This window comes from Oryzicola mucosus, assembly GCF_014534685.1.
In the GTDB taxonomy this organism is placed as follows: domain Bacteria; phylum Pseudomonadota; class Alphaproteobacteria; order Rhizobiales; family Rhizobiaceae; genus Oryzicola; species Oryzicola mucosus.
This window is the reverse complement of the sequence record NZ_JACVVX010000010.1, coordinates 35,065-58,778: the sequence shown is the minus strand read 5'-3', so window position 1 is coordinate 58,778 and position 23,714 is coordinate 35,065. Positions and strand designations below refer to the sequence as shown.

Annotated in this window: 23 protein-coding genes and 2 pseudogenes; 19 read left to right on the top strand and 6 right to left on the bottom strand. The window is 60.4% G+C overall.

From position 1 onward, the window contains the following. Positions 1-98: 98 nt before the first annotated feature. From ICI42_RS21440 to ICI42_RS21390, 11 genes are all read left to right on the top strand, one after another. Positions 99-635, top strand: coding sequence for a TRAP transporter small permease (locus ICI42_RS21440; protein ID WP_188166647.1), 537 nt, complete (start codon positions 99-101; stop codon positions 633-635). Between the two features lie 30 nt (positions 636-665). After that, positions 666-1,967 (top strand): TRAP transporter large permease, encoded by a 1,302-nt coding sequence (locus ICI42_RS21435; RefSeq protein ID WP_188166646.1) that lies wholly within the window; start codon positions 666-668, stop codon positions 1,965-1,967. A 97-nt stretch (positions 1,968-2,064) separates the two neighbouring features. Next, positions 2,065-3,072, top strand: coding sequence for a TRAP transporter substrate-binding protein (locus ICI42_RS21430; protein ID WP_188166645.1), 1,008 nt, complete (start codon positions 2,065-2,067; stop codon positions 3,070-3,072). A gap of 59 nt (positions 3,073-3,131) precedes the next feature. Then, positions 3,132-4,112, top strand: coding sequence for a VOC family protein (locus tag ICI42_RS21425; RefSeq protein WP_188166644.1), 981 nt, complete (start codon positions 3,132-3,134; stop codon positions 4,110-4,112). Positions 4,113-4,153: 41 nt separating this feature from the next. Further along, entirely contained in the window at positions 4,154-5,005 is an 852-nt protein-coding gene (locus ICI42_RS21420; protein WP_188166683.1) for a fumarylacetoacetate hydrolase family protein, read from the top strand. Positions 5,006-5,013: 8 nt separating this feature from the next. Continuing rightward, complete coding sequence (locus ICI42_RS21415; RefSeq protein WP_188166643.1) at positions 5,014-6,003, top strand: NAD(P)H-quinone oxidoreductase; 990 nt, start codon at positions 5,014-5,016, stop codon at positions 6,001-6,003. Between the two features lie 37 nt (positions 6,004-6,040). Continuing rightward, complete coding sequence (locus ICI42_RS21410; protein ID WP_188166642.1) at positions 6,041-6,364, top strand: 2Fe-2S iron-sulfur cluster-binding protein; 324 nt, start codon at positions 6,041-6,043, stop codon at positions 6,362-6,364. Between the two features lie 16 nt (positions 6,365-6,380). Continuing rightward, positions 6,381-7,613 carry an NAD(P)/FAD-dependent oxidoreductase gene (locus ICI42_RS21405; RefSeq protein WP_188166641.1) on the top strand — a complete coding sequence of 411 codons (1,233 nt, stop codon included), beginning with the start codon at positions 6,381-6,383 and terminating at the stop codon, positions 7,611-7,613. Between the two features lie 52 nt (positions 7,614-7,665). Then, positions 7,666-8,208 (top strand): carboxymuconolactone decarboxylase family protein, encoded by a 543-nt coding sequence (locus ICI42_RS21400; protein WP_188166640.1) that lies wholly within the window; start codon positions 7,666-7,668, stop codon positions 8,206-8,208. 306 nt (positions 8,209-8,514) lie between these two features. Beyond that, a complete protein-coding gene (locus ICI42_RS21395; RefSeq protein WP_230980492.1) occupies positions 8,515-9,531 on the top strand; it encodes a cytochrome P450 in 1,017 nt (338 codons plus the stop codon). 339 nt (positions 9,532-9,870) lie between these two features. Further along, positions 9,871-11,040: a GGDEF domain-containing protein gene (locus tag ICI42_RS21390; protein WP_188166638.1), complete on the top strand. Its 1,170-nt coding sequence runs from the start codon at positions 9,871-9,873 to the stop codon at positions 11,038-11,040. A 55-nt stretch (positions 11,041-11,095) separates the two neighbouring features. Here the strand turns inward: ICI42_RS21390 and ICI42_RS21385 are convergent, their stop codons facing one another. Then, entirely contained in the window at positions 11,096-11,425 is a 330-nt protein-coding gene (locus ICI42_RS21385; protein WP_188166637.1) for a hypothetical protein, read from the bottom strand. A 567-nt stretch (positions 11,426-11,992) separates the two neighbouring features. On the opposite strand from ICI42_RS21385, the gene ICI42_RS21380 reads away from it, so the two are divergent. Further along, positions 11,993-13,636: a BCCT family transporter gene (locus tag ICI42_RS21380; RefSeq protein ID WP_188166636.1), complete on the top strand. Its 1,644-nt coding sequence runs from the start codon at positions 11,993-11,995 to the stop codon at positions 13,634-13,636. A 558-nt stretch (positions 13,637-14,194) separates the two neighbouring features. On the opposite strand, the gene ICI42_RS21375 is transcribed toward ICI42_RS21380, so the two are convergent. Together ICI42_RS21375 and ICI42_RS21370 are read right to left on the bottom strand one after the other, a co-directional pair. Beyond that, a complete protein-coding gene (locus ICI42_RS21375) occupies positions 14,195-15,139 on the bottom strand; it encodes a DUF5996 family protein (RefSeq protein ID WP_188166635.1) in 945 nt (314 codons plus the stop codon). Positions 15,140-15,163: 24 nt separating this feature from the next. Beyond that, positions 15,164-16,099 carry a pirin family protein gene (locus tag ICI42_RS21370; protein ID WP_188166634.1) on the bottom strand — a complete coding sequence of 312 codons (936 nt, stop codon included), beginning with the start codon at positions 16,097-16,099 and terminating at the stop codon, positions 15,164-15,166. Positions 16,100-16,514: 415 nt separating this feature from the next. Here ICI42_RS21370 and ICI42_RS21365 point away from each other — a divergent pair, with 415 nt between their 5' ends. Continuing rightward, positions 16,515-17,168: a hydrolase gene (locus tag ICI42_RS21365; protein ID WP_188166633.1), complete on the top strand. Its 654-nt coding sequence runs from the start codon at positions 16,515-16,517 to the stop codon at positions 17,166-17,168. Positions 17,169-17,262: 94 nt separating this feature from the next. Further along, positions 17,263-17,625 (top strand): nuclear transport factor 2 family protein, encoded by a 363-nt coding sequence (locus ICI42_RS21360; RefSeq protein ID WP_188166632.1) that lies wholly within the window; start codon positions 17,263-17,265, stop codon positions 17,623-17,625. Positions 17,626-17,700: 75 nt separating this feature from the next. Here the strand turns inward: ICI42_RS21360 and ICI42_RS21355 are convergent, their stop codons facing one another. Next, the gene (locus tag ICI42_RS21355) at positions 17,701-17,865 is read right to left on the bottom strand and encodes a hypothetical protein (RefSeq protein WP_188166631.1); all 165 of its coding nucleotides are present in this window, start codon (positions 17,863-17,865) and stop codon (positions 17,701-17,703) included. A gap of 57 nt (positions 17,866-17,922) precedes the next feature. Between ICI42_RS21355 and ICI42_RS24200 the strand changes: the two genes are divergently transcribed. From ICI42_RS24200 to ICI42_RS21330, 5 genes and pseudogenes are all read left to right on the top strand, one after another. Continuing rightward, positions 17,923-18,666 (top strand): nuclear transport factor 2 family protein, encoded by a 744-nt coding sequence (locus ICI42_RS24200; protein WP_330999217.1) that lies wholly within the window; start codon positions 17,923-17,925, stop codon positions 18,664-18,666. Positions 18,667-18,713: 47 nt separating this feature from the next. Further along, a pseudogene (locus tag ICI42_RS21345) lies at positions 18,714-18,868 on the top strand (LLM class flavin-dependent oxidoreductase); the annotation flags it as partial. A 104-nt stretch (positions 18,869-18,972) separates the two neighbouring features. Beyond that, a complete protein-coding gene (locus tag ICI42_RS24285; protein WP_407945193.1) occupies positions 18,973-19,206 on the top strand; it encodes a GNAT family N-acetyltransferase in 234 nt (77 codons plus the stop codon). Positions 19,207-19,289: 83 nt separating this feature from the next. After that, positions 19,290-20,945 (top strand): acetolactate synthase large subunit, encoded by a 1,656-nt coding sequence (locus ICI42_RS21335; RefSeq protein ID WP_188166630.1) that lies wholly within the window; start codon positions 19,290-19,292, stop codon positions 20,943-20,945. Between the two features lie 48 nt (positions 20,946-20,993). Then, a pseudogene (locus ICI42_RS21330) lies at positions 20,994-21,206 on the top strand (aldehyde dehydrogenase family protein); the annotation flags it as partial. A 112-nt stretch (positions 21,207-21,318) separates the two neighbouring features. Here ICI42_RS21330 and ICI42_RS21325 read toward each other — a convergent pair. Together ICI42_RS21325 and ICI42_RS21320 are read right to left on the bottom strand one after the other, a co-directional pair. Next, positions 21,319-22,845, bottom strand: coding sequence for a VOC family protein (locus ICI42_RS21325; protein ID WP_188166629.1), 1,527 nt, complete (start codon positions 22,843-22,845; stop codon positions 21,319-21,321). Between the two features lie 246 nt (positions 22,846-23,091). Then, on the bottom strand, positions 23,092-23,706 hold the full coding sequence (locus ICI42_RS21320; RefSeq protein ID WP_188166628.1) for a TetR-like C-terminal domain-containing protein: 615 nt from the start codon (positions 23,704-23,706) through the stop codon (positions 23,092-23,094). Positions 23,707-23,714 lie beyond the last annotated feature (8 nt).

Genomic DNA, 23,714 nt, shown 5'->3' with positions numbered 1-23,714 from the left:
ATGCCGTTCGCGTGGTGGACAGGTGGTTCACCTTCATTGCAATCTGCCTCTACGGCGTCAAGTCTTGCGGCAGCGCTTGGAGCGCGTGGGAGGACCTTATGAAAAGCATGGAAGCGCGCCTGCGTGCGGCCTCCCACACGCTTGCCCTTCTGGGCTTTGTAGGCTTGCTCGGACTTTCCATCATGATCTCGCTGGATGTCTTGCTCCGCTGGTTGGCGGGGATGCCGCTTCAAGGCGTCAATGATGTCAGCGCCGTCGTCATGGCGGTGGTGATTTCGGCCTGCATCCCTGCCAACCTGGCGATGAAACAGAACATCTCCGTCGAGGTGGCCGGGGCCATGCTGGGCGGCGGGACAAAGCGTGCCCTGGATACCTTCGCCAGCCTCGTCACGCTGGTCTTCATTGTCCTGATGGCCTGGCAGTTCGTGCCCTACACTATGAATCTCCATGCGAATGGAGACCGCACCTGGGTGCTCGCGTGGCCTGTCTGGCCGTGGTGGGCTGTGGCGAGTGCCATGATAATCTTTGCCGCCGTGGTCCAGTTCCTGGTCTTCGTAGCCGATTTCGCGGCCCTCATACGGGGCGATGCCGATCGTTTCGACAGTGGCCCCGAGGGCCGCGACCCTCATCTCTGACTATTTCCAGCCTCGCTGAGGAGTTCTGCCATGGACCCGCTGTTCATTGCCCTTATCGGGTTCATCGTCATGATGGTCCTCATCCTGCTGCATGTGCCGATCGGTGTATCGATGGCGCTGGTAGGGGTCGTTGGGTTCGCACAGATCGTGGGGTGGGAGCCTGCGCTGACTCTGATGGGAAGCGAGCCTGCTTCGGCGATGGCCAGCCTGGATCTCGCGGTCATTCCCTTGTTCATGCTGATGGGAAGCCTTGCCGCTGCAAGCGGCCTTGCCTCGGATGTCTACAACCTTGCCTATGCTCTGATTGGACATCGCCGCGGTGGGATTGCGACGACGACGATTGTCGCCAGCGGCGGTTTTGGCGCAATCTGCGGCTCCGGCGTGGCGACCACCGCGACTTTCGGTCGTGTCGCCATGCCGGAGATGCTGTCGAGAGGGTATCGCTCCGATCTCGCTGCCGGTGCGGTGGCAGCAGGAGGAACGCTGGGCATCATTGTTCCGCCGTCAGGGATCATGATCCTCTATGCCGTTCTTACCGAACAGTCATTGCTGGACCTCTTCGCGGCGGGAGTCGTGCCCGCGATCATGGCAATCGCCTTCTACATAATCGCAATACGGATTAAACTTTTGTTCGATCCAGAAGCCGGACCCGCGGGCGAAAAAACCAGCCTTGCCGAAAAAATTAAGGCACTCAAGCAGGCATGGGGAGCCTTGGTTCTGTTCACGGTCGTCATGGGCGGCATCTATTCGGGCATCTTCACAGTCAATGAAGCGGCGGCAATCGGTGTCGTTGTGGCGTTTCTCTTTGCCCTCCTGAGACGAAAGCTTGGCTGGCAAAATTTCATGAAGGTTCTCGCCGAGGCAAGCGCCGGCACGGCAATGATCTATGTGATGGTTTTCGGCGCAACCATCTTTTCATACTTCATGGCGGTCACAGGAGCTGCGGCATTCCTAGTAACGGCCATCACCAGCCTGCCGATTCCGCCAGAGGCCATCATCTTCACCTTGCTGATCCTCTATATTTTTCTCGGTGCCTTCTTCGACGAGGTGGCTGCCATGGTGATCACGCTTCCCCTGGTGGTGCCGCTGATTCAGTCATTTGGCTACGACCTGGTTTGGTGGGGTATCATCAACGTCGTGGTGATCGGCATCGGCATGCTGGCACCGCCGATAGGCATCAACGTCATGGTTTTGCACTCCATGTACAAGTCCCTCCCACTGAGAACAATCTATCGGGGCATCCTGCCATTCCTCTGCGCAGAATTTGTGCGTCTGACGCTTCTTACCCTGTTCCCAGAAATCACGCTTTGGCTTCCTCGGATGCTGCATTGAAGGGTGTCCATCTGATGGACGAAATGCTTATGGACAGTGCGGGTTGCCGGTGGGGCGCGTACCGTGAAGTCATTCATCAGCCTAGGGGAGGAAAATGATGAAGGTCCTATCCAGTTTAGTCGCAGCGGCGGCATTGTTTGCCACAACCACCGCTTTTGCGGCCGATACGCTTCGCTTCTCCAGCTTCGAACCGCCCGTCGCCCTCGTCACCAAGGAAATACTGACGCCGTGGGCGAAGGACGTCAGCGCCGCATCCAACGGTGCACTCAACGTCCAGATATTCGCAGGCGGGTCGCTCGGCCGTGATCCCGCACAGCAGTTGCAGCTTGTCGAGCAAGGCGTTGCCGACATTGCCTGGGTCATCCCCGGCTACTCGCCCGGCCGGTTTCAGGAGGGCACCGTCGCCGAAATTCCGTTCCTCGTGCCAGATGCCACGGCTGGCTCTGCCGCAATGTGGGAGATGTACGAAAAAGGCCTCTTCAAAGGGGATTTCAACAAACTGAAGATGCTTGGCGTCTTCGCGTCCTTTCCGAACTTCGTGGCCGCAACGAAACCGGTGTCGACGCCCGCCGATATGAACGGCCTCAACTTCCGCGCACCAGGCCCGACGTTGCTGACGGCGATCAAGGCACTTGGCGCCGTCCCGATTGGAGGTATTACGGGGCCGTCGATTGCCGATAGCATCAGCAAGGGGCTTATTGCCGGAACTCTCACGCAGTGGGGAGCAGTTGAGACATTCCGCATGGCCGATGTCATTACCCACTACAACACGGTGCCGCTCGGCGCTACGCCGATGCTGGTGGTGATGAACAAGTCCAAATACGACTCCCTCCCCAAAGAGGCGCAGGAGGCGCTCGACAAGTTTTCCGGCGCCGCATTCTCGGAGCGGTTCGGTGCAATCTTCGATAAGTCCATGAAGGACACACGCGAACGCATTGCCGCCAACCCCGCGGTCACCATCGTCGATCCGGATGATAAATTGATGGCCGAGTGGCAGAATGCCGTCAGCGTAGCGAAGACAAATTGGATCGAACAGAACCCGGAAGGGCAACAGATTTACGACGCCTTCGCGGCCGCGATAGCTGCAAACAAGTCTTCACAGTAAGCAAGTCACCGGGTGTCACGCCCTTAGTGGCGTGGCACCTCCTGAAAAGGCCCGTCCCAATGTCCCTCACGTCCCTTGGATATATTGGCATCCGCTCCGCGCGCACCTCGGACTGGGAATCCTTTGCGACAAGCCTCCTGGGCATGCAGCAGTTCGACACGGGAGGAGGGATGCGGGCTTTCCGCATGGACGACCGCAAGCAGCGGCTCATCGTCACCAACGATTCCGGCGATGGCCTCGGCTTTATGGGCTGGGAGATTGAATCCCCTGAAGCATTGGCCGGGCTTGCAGACCGTCTGGACAATGCCGGCGTCGCCGTAACGCTCGAGGCCGCGTCAATGGCGGATCAACGGCACGTAGCGCGCATGGTTTCTTTCTCAGACCCCGAAGGCAATCGCATCGAGGTCTTTTGCGGACCCGAGATCGCAAGCGACCCTTTTGTTCCGGGGCGCGCTATTTCAGGCTTCAAGACCGGATCGCTTGGCATGGGTCACGCGGTTCTTCATGCCCGCGATGTCGACACTTTGCTTCCATTCTACCGCGATTTGCTGGGTTTCCAGGTCACGGATTACGGCCTGACCCCGTTCAAGCTTTATTTCTTCCACATCAACGGCCGGCACCACAGTTTTGCGATGGTTGGCACCGGCAGGCAGGGCATCCATCATTTCATGGTCGAACTGCTCAGCCTCGACGATGTAGGGCAAGGCTACGACTTGGCGTCACGGAACGAGGGGCAGGTGGCCTACACGCTTGGCCGGCACTCCAACGACCATATGATGAGCTTCTACGCCAACAGTCCGTCAGGCTTCTTCGTTGAGTACGGATGGGGCGCGCGTGTCATCGATCCCGACACCTGGCAGGCCCATGAAACCTTCGACGGCCCAAGCTATTGGGGCCACGAACGTCTCCATATGCCGGAGACATCAGCCGACCGCCAGCGTCTCCGGGAGATGCGGCTCGACGCAGCGCGTCGTGGGTTGAGAGCACCTGACCCGGCCAGCAACTGTGCGTGGCTGGACAGCGTCGTCCGGCAAGAGTGACGGCACTCGCAAATCTACAACAATCAATCGGAGCATATGAGATGCGTATCTGTTCGTACGTGCTTGCAAACGGCACACGATCCTATGGAATTGTCGACGGAGACCTCGTTCGCGATGTCGGAGAAACGATCCGCGGCCAATATCCCGATTTGCGGGCAGCCCTGGCGAGCGGTGTTTTGTCGGATGTGGCAGAGGGGGCTTCCGGCTCCGCAGCCGTTCCGCTGGACAGCCTGACTCTCCTCCCGCCCATCACCAACCCTGACAAGATTATCTGCATCGGCTTGAACTATATGGGGCACATCAAGGAGACCGGCCGGGACGCGCCGAGCCATCCTTCGATCTTCACCCGCTATCCTTCCTCCCTGGTCGGTCACGATCAGCCGATGGTCCGGGCATCGGTATCGACCTGGTTCGACTTCGAAGGCGAATTGGCGGTCATCATCGGGAAGGCTGGTCGTGCAATTCCCGCGGAGCGGGCCATGAGCCACGTGGCCGGCTATACTTGCTTTAATGACGGCACGATACGTGACTTTCAGCGCCACACCACACAGTTTTGGGCAGGAAAGAACTTTGACCGCAGCGGCTCTATGGGGCCGTGGTTCGTCACCGCCGACGAGTTTGGAAACCCGGCCGACCAGTCGATGGTTACCAGGCTCAACGGTGAGGTCATGCAGTCGACCTCGATCGCGGACCTTGCCTTCGACATCCCGACGCTGATTGCATATCTCTCGACGGTTTGCGAACTGCTGCCGGGGGATATCATCGCGACCGGGACGCCCAGCGGCGTCGGCATGTTCCGCGAACCCAAACTCTTCATGAAGGCCGGCGACCGTATCGAGGTTGAAATCACCGGCATCGGCACTTTGGCGAACGCCATCGTGGACGAGAGCTGATCCCGGCTATGCGCGCGGTTCTGTTCGATGCGCCCGGTGGTCCGGACGTCTTGTATGTCGGCCGAGCCGACATACCAAAAGCGGGACCAGGGGAGGTGGTGATCGCGGTCCGCGCCGCCGGCGTCAACCGTCCGGATATCGCCCAGCGCCTTGGGAGATATCCGGTGCCGAAGGACGCGAGCCCGCTGCTTGGGCTCGAGGTCGCGGGGGATGTTGTGGAGATCGGGGCTGGAACGGAGATGTTCAGCCTGGGCGACCGTGTCATGGCGCTGGTTCATGGCGGGGGCTACGCTGAGTTCTGCCGCGCTCATGCACGTCTAGTGATGAGCATCCCGCCAGACCTGTCTTACACGGAAGCGGCGGGCTTTCCCGAAGCTGCAATGACTGTAGAATTTAACATGATCATGCGAGCCGGGCTGGAAGCCGGCGACATCGTACTGATCCATGGCGGTTCGTCCGGCATCGGGTCGCATGCCATCGCCAGGGCACATGCCCTCGGCGCCGTTCCCATCACAACATCGCGCGGTGCTGCGAAAGCCGAATACTGCCGGCGAATCGGCGCGGCGCTCGCTATCGACACGACATCGGCTGAGTGGACCGGAGAAGTCATGCGCCAAATGAAGGGGCGAGGGGTGGACGTCGTGCTCGACATGGTCGGCGGCGACTATACAGATCGCAATATCGCCTGCATGGCCGAGGACGGGCGCTATGCCTTAATATCTCTGCAGGGCGGTAGCCGGGCCGAGATAGACCTGGAGCCCATCCTGCGCCGACGGTTGATGCTCGTAGGGTCGACGCTTCGCCCGCTCCCTCTGGCTACCAAGGCCGGGGTTGTCGAGCATCTCAAAAGTCACGTCCTGCCGCGCCTCGCGGGAGGCGAGATGAGACCTCGGATTCACGCCACCTTCGCCCTGGAGGACGTTGCCGAAGCCCATCGCCTCTTAGAGCGCAATGAACATTTCGGCAAAATCATCCTGACAAACCCTGGTCCTTCCTGACCGTTGCAGACCCCTACACATCGAGGAATTGCCAAAGATGCCCCAGGTTCTATTCACCCTGCACAACGGCACGGTCATGTCCGTGGCCGCCGCAACGGGCCACTCGGTCATGGAGGCGGCGCGCAACAATGGCGTTCCCGGGATCGTCGCGGAATGTGGCGGCGCTGCGATGTGCGCGACATGCCACGTCTATGTCGACCCGAAATGGCTCGGCAAGATTGCCGCCATGTCTGATTTCGAAGACGAATTGCTGGAAGGCACGGGCTCTCCCCGCATGGAGACGAGCCGTCTCAGCTGTCAAATCCCGATCGACGACGGGCTCGACGGGTTGGAGGTGACCGTCCCTCCGTCTCAATATTGATCGGTGAACCGGCACCATGGAAAAAAGCTCAGTTGTCGTCGCGGGTGCTGGTCAGGCCGCCCTATCGCTTGTCGCGAAGCTGCGCGCCGAGGGCCACAGCGGCACGATCACCGTGGTGGGGGCCGAGACAACGATGCCCTACCAGCGTCCGCCACTCTCGAAGGGCTATCTTCTCGGCAAGCAGAAGCTGGACCAGTTGCTGCTCCGGCCGCGCGAGTTTTATGAACAGTCGGCCGTGGACCTGCGCCTGGGGCAGTCCATCGTCTCGATACATCCAGCTTCAAAGGAAGTCGCGCTGGCGGGCGGCGATGTCATTCCCTACGATGAATTGGTGCTGGCAACAGGTTCTACCGCCCGCCAGTGGCCGGCCGCATTAGGCGGGACCCTTCGCGGCATCCACACCTTACGCTCGCTTGACGATGCCCACGTGCTTCAAGCTGAGTTGAGCAGCGCCAAGTCGGTACTTGTCATCGGCGGCGGCTATATCGGCCTCGAGATCGCCTCAGCCTTGCGGAGCCTGAACCTCGCCGTCACCGTTGTGGAGGCGCAACCACGGATCCTCAACAGGGTAGCCGGTCCAGAGACGGCGAGCCATTTCCGGTTGCTTCACCAAGAAAATGGTGTTCGCATTATTGAAAATACCGCTATCCGCAGGCTTCACGGATCGGACCGGGTGGAGGCTGCGAAGTTGGCCGATGGCCAGCTTATCGCATGCGATCTGGTTGTGGTGGGGATCGGTGGCGCCCCGGAGACGAAGCTCGCGGAGATGGCAGGGCTCCACGTCGACAATGGGATCGTTACGAATGAACTCGGAAAAACATCGAGCAGCTCTATTTGGGCTGCCGGCGACTGCACGTCCATCGACATGGGCGGTCGACGGATACGCCTGGAAAGTGTCGGCAATGCCATCGATCAGGCTGAAACAGTCGCGATGAATATCATCGGACGCCGGACCGCCTATGTGCCGCGACCCTGGTTCTGGACAGAACAATATGGCGTACGCATGCAGATTGTGGGCCTTTCGATGGGACATGACGAGACGATCCTCAGAACCGAGACGGATGGGAAACGGAAGTCCTGCTGGTACTTCAAGAACTCAGCGCTCATTGCCGTTGACGCCATCAACGACCCACAGGCTTTTTTGGCAGGTCGGCGTATCATCGATGCAGGAATCCTGCTCGATATGTCGACTTTGCGGGAGCCCGAGGTCGATCTTCGCAATCTTGGGAAGACTGCTGACATAAGGTAAGAAACGCGCGCCCCGCTCTCTGATGCAAGTCGCCGACGAAGGTACAATGAGCATGGATACTGATTTCCGGCCACTGCCATCCGAGCAATGGCCAGATGCACTCGAGCATCTCAAGGGCAGTTTTGCGGAACAACTGAATGTCTATCGTGTCATGGCTCACAATCCGGCGCTGCTGAGCGCTTGGGCGGGGTTTCGCAAGCATGTCGTCGTTGAGAACTGCCTCGGTGCCGATCTGACAGAGATTGCCATTCTGCGTGCCGCATATCACCTGAAGTCTCAGTATGAGCGGGCACATCACATCGTCAGAGCGCGCGCCTGCGGGGTCAGCGATAAGGTTATACGCGACATCCTTGACGGAAGGCTGGTGGACGACGAGCGCTATTCGGTGATTGTCCAGTCCGTCGACGAATTGGTGCGCGACGCCCGTCTCCAACCCACGACCGTCAGTACCTTAGTGGCAGCGGTGGGCAAGCCTGGCGTGTTGGACCTCATAGCCATTGTCGGCTTTTATACCACACTGGGTTGCATCCTGAATTCGTTCGAGACCCCAGTCGAAAACCACATCAGCGCCGAGCTTGATACTTCCCCGCTATAGAGCCTGCCGTCAATCTGTCCACCTATCGAACATTCCCAGACGGGTGCTTGCGACGAAGGACCGGGCAGGGAAACTTGCCGGGCAGCCGTCTCATTGATTCATGTCCGAGGAGGATTTATGTCGGTCGGATCGCCCACTCTCGTTCGCGCGTCTCGCGCGCCTGTCTATGAGGTCGACATCTATTCGGACGAGGTCATCCGCGACCCATATCCACATTATCGTCGGATACGGGCTTTGGGAGCCGCGGTCTGGTTGCCGTTGAACGGGTTATGGGCAATAGGCCGGCATGCGGATGTTCGCGCTGTCTTGGCCGACCATGTGAACTTCCGTTCCGGACATGGCGTGTCGGGCAATTCAGCTGCCAACAAGATCGCCCCAGGTAATTTGCTGGCCTCCGACCCTCCGTTACACGATCACCTCAGGCGGATCGTGGCAGCACCGTTGAGTCCCCGCTCTCTTGCCATGGTGAAGGAACGCATTGAGGAAACGGCCGACGCGCTCGTCGATCGGCTTGTTCAGCGCAGCAGCTTTGACGGCATGGCCGATCTCGCGCAGTACTTGCCGGTCTCCATCGTGTCCGAACTGGTCGGCATGCCTGAACATGGCCGCGAAAACATGCTGCGCTGGGCCTCCGCCGTCTTCGATATGCTGGGTGGCGATAATGAGCGAGCGGCGGCAGCCATGCCGATCATCATGGAGATGCGCGCCTATACGGCGAACGAAGCGACGCGCGACAAGGTGCGGCCCGGCGGATGGGTCGCCATGCTCTATGACGCAGCGGATCAGGGCGTCATCAGACCTGAACAGGTGCAGGTGCTGATGCGCGACTATCTTGGGCCAAGCCTAGATACAACCATCTTCGCGACCGGTCATCTGATGTATCTTCTGGGCCAGAACCCAGACCAGTGGCAAATGCTACGGGACGATCCGACCCTAATTCCGAACGCGATCAACGAAGCCGTGCGCCTGGAGTCTCCGATACGTGGATTCACCCGCTATGCCGCCGCGGACCGTCACGTCGGCGATACGCTCATTCCGTCCGGTGATCGTGCCCTGATCCTCTATGCCTCAGCCAACCGGGACGAGCGACGTTGGGAGCGACCCGACACATTCGATGTCAAACGCATCCTCACTGACCATGTTGGCTTTGGTCATGGCATCCATTCCTGCGCCGGAATGCAGCTCGCGCGGCTCGAAATTCGGAGCATCGTAACGGCGATGACCAAGCAGGTTAAGAGCATCCAGGTTGGCGAGCCCACGCTCGCTATGAACAATGTTCTACGAGGCTATGAACGCCTGCCAATGACCTTTCTTGCCGCCTGATACTTTACGCAAACCGGTATAAGCCGAATTGCATGCCGACAGGCAGATCTCGGTTACGGTCCGGTATTTCTTATGCATCCCGTTTGATGCGCTTGACCGCATATGCGGGATGTCGCGTACTAACGATCATCCCTCGGCAGATTGCCGCGCCGACAAATAATTCTGGCGGAACGCGACTGGCGCCTGAGGGTGAGACTGGAGCGCTAGTGCGACGCCCTGCTACATTAGTTAGGGACGGCCTCGAACAGCCATGGCAAATTGAATAAGAATAAGGCACGCGTTATTCGGGCGCCCAGGCAAAGCCCTGGCGCCAGTGCATTGAAGAATAAAAGTACGAATATGGAAGAACGAACGACGAGCCTGGCGCTGCTACTGATCGGACCCGGGACATTGTTGGTTTTCGGCATCGGGTTTCTATGGGCATGGTCGATCGAGCGGCGGCGGCATTATTTATTGGTGCTCACGCTTGCGTGCATGCTGTTTGTGTTTGGCGCCCTGACACAGATTTTCTACCTTCCGGCCGATACCGGCCTGAATGCCATCATCTCGAACCTGTTCTACACGTCCGCCGTGATCGCCGCATCCGAGGGGTTGTTGATGCGGTCTGGAAAGAGCATGGGGGTTCTCGCCGACTTGACAGCACTCGCGATCTTCAGCGTCTTGATCTGGTACTTTTTCTATATCGATCGAAACCTCCTCGCGCGGGTCTATATTCAGAATTTCGGCTTTGGGCTCATTTTGTTAGCCACATCAATGCGGCTGACGCATCTTGCGCAAGCGCGCACTGTGGATCGGCTTCTGTTCTGGATTCTTCTTGCGTTTGCGATCCATTTCTTCCCACGCACGCTGTTCACCCTTGGGACTGCTGCTCCAGTGGGTGCCAAGGCCTTCGGCCAGTCGATCTTCTGGCACGCGCTTCAACTTTCGCTCGCGGTATTAGGGTCCGGCCTGGCTCTGGCGATCCTGGCCGCGGCTGTTACAGATGTAATAGACGGTCTTCGGCTGGAGCGCGATGTCGATCCCCTCACGGGCGTCCTCAATCGCAGGGGATTTGAGGATGCTTACGATCGAGTGATACGCAGATCGGATTTTCCGATTGTCCTTATTCTTTGCGACATCGATCACTTCAAAAGGGTCAATGACACGTTTGGGCACAGCGCCGGCGACGATGTTCTGCGCACCTTCGGGGCAATCCTTCAACGCACCGCCGGCAAGCGGGACATTGTGGGTCGGATTGGTGGCGAGGAGTTTGCCATCGTAATCCCTGAGGCCGATGAGGCCCCGGAATTCACTTCACGGCTCCGGCGCGCCATCGATGCTGCCTCGTTTCCGCTCCCGGACATCGCTCCCGCGGTAACCGCTAGTTTCGGCGTTGCAGTTCGGGAGGACGGGGAAGGGCGCGAGGAGCTCTTCAAGCGCGCGGATGCGGCGTTGTATGCCGCGAAGAATGCCGGTCGCAATAGGGTTGCCTTCAGTTTCGACGAGTCGTCCGGTGTTGATTGTTGCTGAGACCTGGCCCAGCACTGGAGCAACCCCTCTGGCTAGACCAGCGAGGCGCTTCAAACTAAGCCGCCCGTTGGTCGAGTTGGTTTTCAAATTCTGTTGGCGATCCGTAGCCAAGGCTGAGTGCAGCCGCTTGCCATTTCGGATCATCCCCGATGAACCTGGGCAAGCGTTCGGCAACGTCTGCGAAGGTCTCGTACCCGGCAGTATAGATGTCCTCCATATTAAAGGTCCGCATGAAGCTCTCCGCCCGCGCCTTTAGCGAGGGAGATGCGCCGCCTCGTGAAGGCCGGACACATGGCTTGCGCCCGACCAGCGCGGCATCACTGATTTTCTCTCTTGCAACAGACAGCCGCTCCACACATGAGAATTCGACATCAATGATTTTCATTATTTAATTGAGCAAAACCGGCGCATTCTTACGTTTAACTGCCTAGCGACACCAGCGATCCGCAACCTGCTCAGCACCGCGCAACGCCTTCGCTATGGCGTCACCATATCCACCGCCCCGACTCGGCAAGCCATGCTTGAGGCATATCCGACGCGCAATCCGGCAACAGGTAACGGTTCTGGCTGCAGGCCCTGATGAAGTCTGCGGATCGGGTTCCAATCAAATCAGCGCGTTCGAAGCGCCTTGAGAATCTCGGGCTGATCCCAATCCCCGGTTCGACCGGGTTGCCATTACATCTCATCACCCCTCGCTACCTACCGTCCAGCTTGCTCGCCGCAAGTCGGATTGTGGACTCTCCCTGCCGCAATCCGACGGGCCAAAGCCTAGCTGTGAGCCGCACTCTCGCGAACAGCGAATAAACCACACAAAGGAAGAACTCCTGATCCCGGACAACGACTTGCGTCCAGCCGCGATGATTGCAATGCTGTTGCCGGACAGACTCTATCGACAAGGTGATCAACGTCAACGCGCGGCGTGCGACAGCAAACCAACAGAGGGAAGATAGCAATGACCGAGACGGCGGCGAGCACGGAACCGACACCGGGCGGAAACCTCATCGTAACCGACTATGAAATCGGTCAGGACAACATCAAAGCGTCGATTGGCCCGTTTGGGCTTGACATTCACAATCCCGTCTTCGCGATTTCGGGGCTGAGCATTGTGCTCTTCGTTATCGGCACGCTGGCATTTCCTGTGACCGCCACCGGCATTTTCGAGGCAGCGAAGATCTGGGTCACGGTGCGTTTCGACTGGTTCTTCATTCTAACGGCCAATTTCTTCCTGCTCTTCACCGTTGCGCTCGCAGTCTCGCCTTACGGCAAGGTCCGCCTCGGCGGCGAGGACGCGCAGCCGGATTTCAGCCTCATCGGCTGGCTTTCGATGCTGTTCGCGGCAGGGATGGGGATCGGATTGCTGTTCTGGAGTGTCGGCGAGCCAATGACCCATTTTGCAAGTTCCGTCGCCGAAGATGCCGGAAGTTCGGAGAGCTGGGCGCCGCTCGGAGGAATTGCCGGCGACGTCGAGGGCTCGGCGCGGCTCGGTTTGGCGGCAACGCTCTATCATTGGGGACTGCAGGCCTGGGCGATCTATGCGGTCGTCGGCCTCGCGCTGGCGCTTTTCGCCTTTAACAAAGGGCTGCCGCTCGCGATCCGCTCGGCTTTCTACCCGATCTTCGGAGAACGCGTCTGGGGCTGGGTCGGCCATGTCATCGATACGCTTGCCGTTCTGGCCACGCTGTTCGGTTTGGCCACGTCGCTCGGGCTTGGCGCCGAGCAGATCAATGCCGGCCTGGCGTATCTCTACGGCGTTCCGGTTTCAAACCTGGTCAAGATCGTGCTGATTTCGATCATCACTGGAATTGCGCTGATCTCAGTGCTGCGTGGGCTCGACGGTGGAGTCAAGATCGCTTCGGAAATCAACATGGGGCTGGCCTTCGTGCTGCTCGTCATGGTGTTCGTCATAGGGCCGACCGGCGCAATCCTCGCTCGTCTCGGGGATTCCTTCGTCAACTATTTCGCGTATCTACCGGCGCTCTCGCAGCCCTTTGGACGGGAGGATGCCAACTATGCGCAGGGATGGTCTTCGTTCTATTGGGCCTGGTGGGTCTCGTGGTCACCCTTCGTCGGTATGTTTATCGCCAGGGTCAGCCGGGGCCGGACAGTGCGCGAGTTCATCACCTGCGTGCTGATCGTACCTTCGGCCGTGTGCATCATCTGGATGTCGGTCTTTGCAGGCGTCGCCTTTGACCAATACATCAATGACGGCTATCGCGCCGTGGCGGACGCCGATCTGGAGGTCAAGCTCTTCGCCATGTTCGACGTGATGCCTTTCGCGCAGATCACTTCGCTGATCGGTATCATCCTGGTGGCAGTATTCTTCATCACCTCCTCGGACAGCGGGTCACTTGTGATCGATACGATAACGGCCGGTGGCAAGGACGACGGTCCCATCCCGCAGAGGGTTTTCTGGTGCGTTTTTGAAGGGCTCGTCGCCATCGCGCTGTTGCTTGGCGGCGGGCTTGCGGCGCTGCAATCCATGGTGGTGACCACCGGCTTTCCGTTCACGTTCGTACTGCTCCTCATGTGCGTGAGCATCGCTATCGGCCTGCACGGCGAAAGAAGGGCAAGTGCGGCCGCGTCGCCACAAGGCTAGCCGGAATTGGATCGCGGTTGAGACCGGCAATTTTTCCGGGATCGAACACAGGGTGTTGGGCCTGCTTATTCCATCGACGTTGCTTTTGGAGGGAAGCGGATGGCGATGGAATGGAGGACCACGATCGAGCTGAAGAACGAGTTCGGTGATGTTTGCCGCGACGCGGTCCTACCGACAATGGCTGGGAACGTCTTGGTGACGGCGGCCTTGCCTGTCGATCGGCGAGCGCTACGTCGCGCGACCCACTATTGAAGAAGCCACATTCTGTCATCTACGAAAAGTGGCACAATTACATGCTCGCTGGATGATCGCGATGTCTAGTCTGGCCGGCTTCATTCTGTCTCATCGTCTCGGAGCTGACGCAGCCGGTAAAACGACAATCTCTACAAACGCTTCCTGGAATTCCAGCGCTACGTCTATCGCAACATCGGATCCCAGGCGGATTACGCGTCGCATCGGCGACGAGGCGAGCGGGTGTTGACCGTGAACCAGTCGATCAACCAACGCATGTGCAAGAAGCGACAGATGCGTTGGTCGCGCAACGGCACCCAATCCTGTTCAATGTTCGGACCGCGCAACTGAGCGGACCTTGCGCGGCAGCCCTGGCGCACATTCCAGCAGGTCGCGGTCCCAGCCTCCCAGATCGGCCGCGACCTCGTAGGTCGTGACGAGGAAAGCCATCAGGGCTTCGTCGGGATCGGCGGCGGATTGCACGGCATCGTAAGGGAGGACGTATTCCGACAGGCCATCGTGCCAGAACGTGGCCTCGGGCTGCACGGACGCGGAGCGGTAGCCGCCTGGCGCAGGATAAGCGTATGCGTAGAAGGCCGGGTAGTCGATGCCGCCGCCGCCCGGCCAGAATCCCGCTGATGAGACCTCTCGATCATAGGCTTCCTGCGCAACGTCATCCGGCAATGCCGGAATGCCTCCGGGATGGAGCGGTGCTCGACGTCCGGAAAAGCGCGTGAGGGCCAGGTCGAAGCTGCCCCAGAATAAATGAACTGGGCTGGACTTGCCCAGAAAGGATGTGCGGAACCTATTGAAGACCTTGTCGACCGCCATCAAGGCCTGGTGGAAGCGCTGGACCGCGTCGCGGTCGTACGGCCGGTCGCGATCGTCCTCCACGAAGGGTATTGGATTCGGCACCTCGTTCGGCAGCCCGTTGAAGTTCGGCGTGCCGCCGAGCTCGGAAATCAGTTGCACGAAGCTCGCGTGGAATTTGGCGACCGTCATCGGCCCGAGGTCGATCGATTTCCGAAGACCGTTGCCGCAGGTGCCCACGACCCTGTGCTCGCGAAGATCGAACAGGATCTCGATGCCAGGGCCATCCGGGATGGGCGAGGAGGCAAGACCGTTGGGCGTGACGTAGAAGGTCGCATTCCAAGAGTGGTTGAGCCACGGCGTGTGCGCCAGCCGATATTTCCCTGCGATCTGCAGATAGAGTTGCAAGGCTGAACACGTTTCGCGCCAGCCGAGATAGTCGAGTTGTGGCCACCTGTTCATAGTCGTTCTCCAAGCTCGTTCCAATTATTCCGGAAGGGGAATGTGCTCGCTCCGGTCGTCGGCAGGCAGGTCGAAGCGGCCCTTGCCCCATTTCGCCGCGCGCCACTCAGCCTTGGCAAGTTCGATCCTCTCCTGCGATGAGGCGACGAAGTTCCACCAGATGTAGCGCGGTCCGTTGAAGGTCGCGCCACCGAGGATCATCAGCCGGGCGCCCCGCTCGCCAGCAGCCACGGTGATGCGGTCGCCAGGCCGGAACACCATCATCTGGCCGGCCTCGAAGTCCTGGCCTGCGACCAATATGGAGCCTTCGACGATGTAGACGCCGCGGTCCTCGTGGTTGTCCGGCATGGGCAGTCGTCTTCCCGGCTCGAGCTTCACATCGGCGTAGAACGTCTCAGAAAGCATCGTCGCTGGCGCGGTCTTGCCATAGGCATTTCCGAGGATGAGCCGGACCGAGACGCCCTGGTCCCCGATGACGGGCAACGCCTCCTTGCCATGGTGCTCGAAGCTGGGGGCAACATCTTCATGGCTGTCCGGCAGGGCCAGCCAGGTCTGGATCCCGAAGAGGCTGTTCGGGCCACTCCGTGCGGCCGTCGACGTGCGTTCCGAATGCGTGACGCCGCGACCGGCGACCATCCAGTTCAGCGCGCCAGGCCTGATGATCTGGTCGGCGCCAGTGCTGTCACGGTGATGGAAGTCGCCCTGGAACAGGTAGGTGACCGTGCCGAGGCCGATATGCGGATGCGGCCGGACGTCGACGCCTTGCCCGGTCAGCAACTCTGCCGGCCCCGCCTGATCGAAGAAGATGAACGGCCCGACCATCTGCCGCTTGGGTGCCGGCAGGGCGCGCCGGACCTGGAAATCGCCGAGGTCGCGGGAACGCGGGACGATCAGGGTCTCGATGGCATCGAGGTTGACCTCATCGGGACAACCCGGTTCGAGTGACGGGTTCCAACTCATGTGCATCATCCTCTGTCGTCGCATCGCCTGATCCCGCCGAGCGATCGTCGTAGCGGGCGGCCGAAACGCCCGACATCGGCAATGTCCACAAACGTCCGCAAGTCTTCGGTGTCCATTCGGCGTCCCCGTTTCGCGACACAGCTTGGCAGGATCGGGCCCCACCGTATCACCGAAGGAGATGTCAGTTTCCGCGCTCGCCGGGCTGCCCGGCATTCACTCGTTTCCGCCAGCAGATCGGCGAATGCCGTCGTACCCTTTCCAAGAAACCGAACGAACTCAAGTCTTCGCGCAGCGACGAGCGTGATTGGGAGCAAGAACGGCACCAGAATGGCACGACCTGCACCGCAGTGCCAGAAAGCCTTTGGTAGGTTTCAAGCGGCCAATGAGCGCTTCCCTCGATACCCAGGAGATTGGAATGACTTTTCGCAACGGCCTTGCCTCGCTTCTTCGCCCCGAGGATTCGGTACTCGTTCTGATAGACCATCAGCCCTACCAGCTAGCGAACCTGAACAGCCACGATCCGCATACCGTGGTCAACAATTCGGCCGCGCTGGCGAAGGCAGCGAAGGTGTTCGGCGTGCCCACCATCTTGACCAGCGTTGTGGCGGACCGTGGCGGTCATATTTTCCCGCAGATCACTGACGTGTTTCCCGGCCAGGAGATCATCGACCGGACGCTGATCAACACCTGGGAGGATCCTAAGGTCGTCGACGTGGTCAAGGCGACCGGTCGCAAGCAGTTGGTCCTGGCCGGCCTGTGGACTGAGGTCTGCGTCGCGATGCCTGCGATCCAGGCGGCTGGTGAAGGCTGGGACGTGACCGTCATCACCGATGCTTCCGGCGCCGTTTCCACCGAGGCGCACGAAATCGCCATCCACCGCATGATCGTGGCCGGCGTCAACATGATGACCTGGATGGCGCTGGCGGCGGAGTGGCAGCGCGACTGGACACGGGGCGAAACCGCCGGCGCGCTCAACGAGGTGGTTATTCAGCATGCCGCGGGCAGCGGTATCGCCTATCTGTGGGAGCAGCAACTGCTCAACACGCCGAAGCCGAGCCCGGCGGGCTGATTGAGGCGGGATGGTGAAGCGAGCCCGAGGCATACCTGGAACGGGCTTAGCCTCATCTATGGGGCTACTCAAACCTGCAGCTAAGGAGGCATTGATGGATTTTGAGAAACTCATGCAGGCCAACCTCGATCTGGTGTTCGGCGAACGAGACCCCGTACAGCGCATCTCGGCGATCCGAAACATCTACGATGAAAACGCGGAGCTTCACGAACCCGAGCGTTCGGCGCGTGGTCATGAAGCGATCTCGCAGGCCGTAACGGACCTTTTGGAGCATTTGCCTCCGGACTTCGTGTTCACCGCGATAAGGCCGGCATTGGGCCATAACGGCGTCGGTCGCCTGCAATGGGGGGCCGGTCCGGCCGAAGGTCCGTTCGCGGTCACGGGTACCGATGTCGCGCATGTCGAAGGCGGCCTCATTCGAACCCTGCATGTCTTCCTCGATCAATCGGAACCTTGAACGGTAATGACGTCCGAGCGGAGGGCATGCTGTTTGCCGCGCGGCCGGCAGCGGGATCGCAGGCGGATCATTGCGTCAGTTGGTGGCGCACCCGCTTGCTTTCAGGCCCGCACCCGTCTGCGCTGCCCAACTCGACTTGCCCGGAAACGCCGCCTTCGCCGCGTCGTCCCCAGCGGGGCAGACGATCAGATCTTCCCTGATCGCCACGTCGAACCGCGTGAGCCAGAATGCAGACGTCATGAACGCGACTTCAGCCAACCCGGCCGGAGCTTCCGCTATGCCAAAGGAGACGCTAGAGTGACTGAACACAGTTTTCCCGTTGGATTGGAGATGGAAGTCTCTTATCCGAACTTCCATGTCAGCCTGACCCTGTTGTCGGCGTCGCAATTGCAGTTCGAGATCAAGGAAGGCCCATTCGCCCGAACCGAGATCGTCGACACCGAAGTCATTCCACTCGGAAACGGCATGTTCGCCGTGAGCTGGCAGGAGAAGGACGGCGCGACGGTCACCAACGTCCAGGACTACGACCGCGGGCTGGTCTTTTCGTTCGCGACGCTGCCCGGCGGGCAGTTCCTGCGAATGACCGGGAAAATGGCGGTCATACGGCCCGCTCATCGCAGCTTCGACGATCGGCCGCGGCGCAACAAGGAACTCGTCCTCGAGGCGATGACCTCTCTTTTCCAGCGTCACGACGCGTCGGCCGTGGAACGGCTCTACGCTCGGGACTACATCCAGCACAACCCGAACATTCCCCAGGGTCGCGACGCGTTGCAGGCGATCGTCGCCGGCCTGCCTGAGCACGTATTCTACGAGCCCGGACTGGTCGTCGCCGGCGACGATCTCGTCGCCATCCACGGACGCATCCGCGGCTGGGCGGACGAACCGCAGATAGCGATCGACATTTTCCGGGTGGAGGACGGCAAGTTGGCCGAGCATTGGGACGTGTTGCAGAACGAGGTGAGCGCGACTGCCGCCTATGGCGGCATCTCGATGTTCGACCCCGGGGAAGGAGCACATCGTGCTTCACCGAAGTCGGCGTAGCACGCGCCACCGCCATCACGCTCGACAGTGATTTGCGAGAACCCGTCATGGAAATAGGCGTCAACAGCTTCGCGGCCATCCTCCCGACCGGGCGACGGGGCGTCCTCCCTCGGCAACCGATCGCATGGCCGACCTCCTTGATGAGGTTGAGATCGCTGACCGGGTCGGGCTCGACGTCTTCGGCATCGGCGAGCACCATCGCGACGTTCCCCCAAACCAAGGGATACGAGTGAGCGAGATCATCGACAATCCGGCCGAACACCTTTCGAACTCCCGATAGAGGGCAGCGACGGCGATATCGCAGCAGTGTACTATCGCACCGAGGATGGCTGGTTCATCCTCATACATACGGAAGTGCCGTACCGGTTCACGGGGCAGGGGATCGGTTCGCAGCTTGCCCGGGGTGTCTTTGAGGCGATCCGCGCGCAAGGCGGCGAGGGTCGTCCTGCGCCGCCCGTTCATGGGCGGCTACTCTGCACGCCATCCCGAACATTCCGAAAACGTGATCGGCCAGAACGAAGCGGGCCGCCGGTCTCGTGACGCGGAGACGATAGGGTGCGATTGCACATCCCGTGTATACTCGTCGCGTGTTCCGTCGAACGATGAACCTAGGAGTTTAGGCTATGCCGAAAGGATCGGACCTTATTGTCGCCGCGCTGGAGAACGAGGGCGTGGACCGCATCTTCGGGGTGCCAGGCGAGGAGAATCTCGACCTTCTGGAATCGTTGCGGACGTCGCGCATCGAACTTATCCTGACGCGTCACGAGCAAGCGGCGGCCTTCATGGCAGCGACTCATGGTCGGCTTACAGGTAAGCCCGGCGTCTGCCTCGCCACGTTGGGTCCGGGCGCGCTGAACTTTTCCACCGGCGCCGCTTATGCGCATCTCGGCGCCATGCCGATGATCCTCATCACTGGCCAGAAGCCAGTGATGAGCGCCAAGCAGGCCCGCTTCCAGATCGTCGACATCGTCGCCTCGATGAAGCCGCTGACCAAGATGACGCGCCAGATCGTCAGTGCCGCCGCCATACCCTCGACGGTGCGCGATGCCTTTCGCGTCGCGATGGAAGAGCGGCCGGGACCGGTACATCTGGAGCTGCCGGAGGATGTTGCGGGCGAGGAGGTCGCGAACATCCCGGTCATTCCGGTCCACGCGACGGAGCGGCCGGTCGCCTCGACCCTGTCGCTCGACAGCGCGGCGGAGATAATCCTTGGTGCCAGCCGTCCGCTCGTCATGTTCGGCGCGGCAGGCAATCGGCCTGCGCTGGTCGATGTGCTTTCAAGCTTCGTGAGGCGCACAAGGCTGCCGTTCTTCAACACCCAGATGGGCAAGGGTGCGGTCACCGGCGGGTCAAACCTCTACATGGGAACCGCGGCACTGTCGGAGGGCGACTACGTCCACGAAGCGGTTGAACGCGCCGACCTGATCATCGTCATCGGCCACGACACGATTGAGAAGCCGCCCTTCCTCATGAAGAGCGCGGGCGGGCCGAAGGTAATCCATGTCGGTTACCAGTCGGCCACGGTCGAACAGGTCTACCATCCGGATTTCGAGGTGATCGGCGATATCGGGGCTGCGGTCGCGGGGCTTGCCGAGCGGCTCGAAGCGAAATTGTCGCCCGACGGGGGAATGCTCGAACTGCGTCAGCGAATCCTCGCCCGCATCAATGAACGCGCCGAGGAAAACCGCTTCCCGCCCACGCCGCAGCGCATCGTCCATGATGTCCGCAAGGTCATGCCGGAAGACGGTATCGTCTGCCTCGACAACGGCATGTACAAGATCTGGTTCGCTCGTAACTACCGCACCCATGTCGCCAACACACTGCTGCTCGACAATGCCCTTGCCACGATGGGAGCCGGCCTACCCTCGGCGATGATGGCGGCGATGCTCTATCCGGACCGCCGCGTCATGGCGGTCTGCGGCGATGGCGGTTTCATGATGAACTCGCAGGAGATGGAAACGGCGGTGCGGCTCGGGCTGAACCTCGTGGTGGTCATCCTCAACGACAGCGCCTACGGCATGATCCGTTGGAAGCAGGCGGTGGACGGATTCCCGGATTTTGGCATGAGCTTCGGCAATCCCGATTTCGTGCGGTATGCCGAGGCCTATGGCGCAAAGGGGTCGCGGGTAACCGCTGTCGAAGATCTCGTGCGGACGCTCGAAGCCGCCTTCGCCGGTGGCGGCGTTCATCTGGTCGATGTGCCGATCGACTATTCCGAGAACACCCGCGTTCTTGTCGATGAGTTGCGCAACCGCAGGCCCGACGTGGAGCTCGGGTAGTCCAGCGAAGGGAGATCAACGATGCTGACAGTCTTCCAGGCCTTCGATCGTGCGCAGATATTCGCACAGGATATTGACGTCGCGATGCGGGCGGCCAATCGCCTCGATGCCTCGGCTGTGATGATCAGCGATCCCACTGCGTTCCGCACCGACTGGATGCCGTTCGCCGGCCGTAGGGAGTCCGGATGCGGCACGGGAGGCATCCCCTTCACCATGCGCGACATGACGCAGGAGAAGATGATCCTGATGCGCAAAAGCTGATCGTCGGCGGCCATCGGTGGAGGTGATCGCGAAGCCTGCCGCAGTCGCGAACACCCGGGGGAGCAGGTCAGTCCCATTCGGCCCAAAAGGACGGTTCTTGCAAATGGATCTGTCAATTCACCGGGAGATTTCGCCGTATCCATGCAACTGATTCAGTGACGTCTGCAGCGGCGAGTTCATGATTGGCTGAGAGCTGCAGGCTGTCGACGTGCACTCCTTGAGCCAAAAGGGCGTCCGCCAGCGCGGGCGCATCGCGAGCAAAGGCATCATCACGCCCGGTTAGCACCAGTACGCTCGTGTCCAAGAGATCCACCGCCGGTGGTTTCTCCAGGGGCTGGATGCCACGAAGTAGAATCGCGCGGCGCACGACGCCAGGGTGAAGCTGGATGACCGCCGCCAGCATGTTGGCGCCGTTGGAATAGCCGAGGAAGACAAGTTTGTCGGGGTCGAGGCCATAGCCGGCTACGGCGCCTTCGACAAACACCGCGAAGGCTTCTGCTTCCCCACGGATATCCTGCTGATCGAACGTCGTTGCATCGACGCGGCGGAACCAACGATTGGTTCCTTCCTCGGTCGCTCGGCCACGCACGCCGAGCAGCGTCGACTGTGGGGCTATGCGTCGTGCGATCGGCATCAGATCGGCTTCGTTGCCACCAGTGCCATGCAGCAACACCAAGGTCGTGCCGTCCGGATTTTGCGGCCGGTTGAAACGATGTATAAAAGGAAGGTCGCGGGCCGGAAACCTCTCTTCGCCTGGCAGGGCAAACTGTGGAAGCATTGCCCTCAGATCCTCTGCGCGATCGGCATCACGCGGCGGCATAAACAATGTCTGGCCAAGCTCGGCAGGCGCTTCGTCAATGGTCATGCCCGGCCCATCGGTCGCGTATTCCATCAGTATGCCGGCGGGATCGCGAACGTAGAGCGACACGAAGTACTTCCGATCATGCACCTCGGTGGGCCCATGCTCCTTCAGCAAAAGCCGCATGGAGCGGAGATCATCGATACCGCGCGCGCGAAAAGCTACATGATCGGGCACCCCGCCGCCGGACACGGAAGGCACGAAACCAGACACCTCCCTGATATCGACGATGTCTGTATCGGACCCCATGCGCTGTGTAACGCCTGAACGCCGCTCTTCTGTGTACCCGAAACGCGTGAGAAAGCTTGCGGTCTCAGCCGCCTTGTCCGTCAGGAGTGTGACGCCCCGCAGTCGGGTGGGTGCGTTCGGAAGTGGGGCCGGCGTTGCCATGTCCACTCCGACCAGCTTCACGATCAGCCCGTCCGGATCCTTAAGCCGGAGGACCGGCTCCCCGAACTCGCGAGATGGACCATCGAGCGGAATGTTGGCGGCGAGCGCCTTGGTAATCCAGCCACCGAGCGAAGGTGGCGGCACCGCCAACGCCACTTCCGATACCTGGCCGATGCCCGTGCGCCCGCGGCCCGCCGCCTCCCAGACAAGGAACGTTAGCAACGAGCCGGGACTGCCGAGACCGTCTCCATAGACAAGATGCAACTGCTCGGCGTCTGCGTAGCCTCCGGTGCGCTTCACAAGCCTCAGCCCGAGAAAGCCGACATAGAAGTCGACGTTGGCCTGCACATTGGAGGTGATGCCGGTGACGTGGTGTATGCCGCTGGTCATTCCCGTGATGCCTTCCGCGCTTGGTTTCCCCTTATGCTTATGAACCATTAGAGGGGTTTTCGCATCGGCCCGGTGCGATCAAAAATGCAGGTCTCGCTAGACAATCTAGCGAGATGCGCCAGCAAAGCGTCGCAGACCCTGCTGTGACGATGCTGTTCTTGCGATGATTGTCGAGCGTCGGAGACGGACGTCGCGCCATAGTGGCCGGAACGACGTACCGCGTGCCCGCGATACCCTGGCGCCGGTTCAACAAGCCTTGACGGCCACATGCAGTGCGTTGCCCAGCCTGTCGAGTTCGGCCTTCGTGAAACTTTTCCCCCGGACGATCATACGCGAGTAGAGGGGCGAAAAGAGCAGATCGAGCGCCAGTTCCCTGTCGATGTCCGCAGGCAGTTCGTTCCGGACGATGGCGCGATCCAGTAGCCGACGTCCGAACTGTCGCCGTGCCTCGCCAATGCCATGCAGCATCGCCGACAATTCGTTCGATCGTAAACGTTCGGCAACCAGATCGGGGATTATCCGGCGGACCAAAGGATGTCTCAGGACCGCGCGCGTGGCTCGTAGATATTCACTGATATCGGCCTGCAGAGACCCCTGGTCGGTGGAACCCAACCGCATGACCTCGACGCTTCGGATCGCTTCGCACGCGAACTCCAGTTTCGACGGCCATCGCCGGTATATGGCCGCCTTGCCTGCGCCCGCCCGCGCCGCCACGCGCTCCAGGCTTACTGCCGCGTAGCCTGTCGTTGCCCACTCCTCGAACAATGCCCTGAACAGCGCGGTCGTCAATTCGGGTCGCATGACCGCCGCCCCACTTGGTTTCCGGCTGCTTTTTGTATGGTCGATACTCTTGCGTTCCATCCAGAAAT